The 942-nt window shown below is 60.4% G+C and carries 2 protein-coding genes; both read right to left on the reverse strand.

Going from position 1 to position 942, the window contains the following annotated elements; genetic code table 11:
* Positions 1-359 (reverse strand): PAS-domain containing protein (locus AC5ZG5_RS46245; RefSeq protein ID WP_496165575.1); only part of this gene is annotated, 359 nt, incomplete at its 3' end.
* A 16-nt stretch (positions 360-375) separates the two neighbouring features.
* On the reverse strand, positions 376-942 hold a 567-nt coding region (locus AC5ZG5_RS46250; protein ID WP_496165576.1), incomplete at its 5' end, for an FIST signal transduction protein.

The following is a 942-nucleotide window of genomic DNA, read 5'->3' on the forward strand; positions in this document are numbered from 1 at the left end:
ACGGTCTCGATCAAATGCTCAAACTCCAGCCCCGGCTGCATGAGGTCGGCCAACCCCGGATAGAGCTCGCGATAGCGTGAGTTGCATAGCACCATGCGATCATCGGATTCGAACAGGAAAAAGCCTTCCGAAATGCTCTCGAGCGCGTCGGTCAGCCGGGTCTGGGCCTGCGTGGCCTTGTCGCGTGCCTCCGACAGCTCTTTCAAGCTCAGCTCGAGTGAGCGCTCCAGTATCGCCCGATCGCCATCGAAATCGGCGTATGCGGCATCGACGGCTGCTACGAAAGCTTGCAGCACAGCCGGTACTGCGTCCTCGATACCGAGGTGCTTTCTGAGCTGGCGTCGTAGCAGCCTGTGCATCGGTGCCCTATGAGGTTCAGTGCTCGGCGAACGTCGTTATGGTCATGGTTTGATTGTGCAGGCGGCACTCGCCACCCTGCACGAAGGGACAGAGCTCGCCGTACGAGTAGAACCCGGAAATCTTCGTATCCGTCCCGAAGACATCCCGGATTGCTTCAATTTCTTCCTCGGTACGCTGCTTCATCACCAGCTTACGACCGACACAGCTCACCAGAATTGCAAGATCTGGTCGCCTGCCGCCCAGCCCACTGAGGCTGGCCTTGGCGGCGGCCGTCGCGCCGTCGACCAGATCGTCAACATGGGTCTTCATCAAGTGCGCCGTTCCGCCCTGTGGGATGTCGCCGGCGAACGTCATTGACTTGTTCTGCTCGTCCACAGCCAGGACGGTCCGGACGACACCCTGGCCGCCCTTTGCTTCGGTAACCAAGATTGGAAAGAGCAGGGCAGAGCTTGGCAACCGGTCGGCGTGTGAGCCCAGGTACGATTTATAGAGATCGAGCGCTGACCGCCTATCCAGCTCGTAGAGGATGTTGCCCTCGGCCCGAGTGATGATGCGCAGCGGCCCGAATGGCTCCCAGCCGCC

The organism is Bradyrhizobium sp. Ses1 (assembly GCF_059512365.1).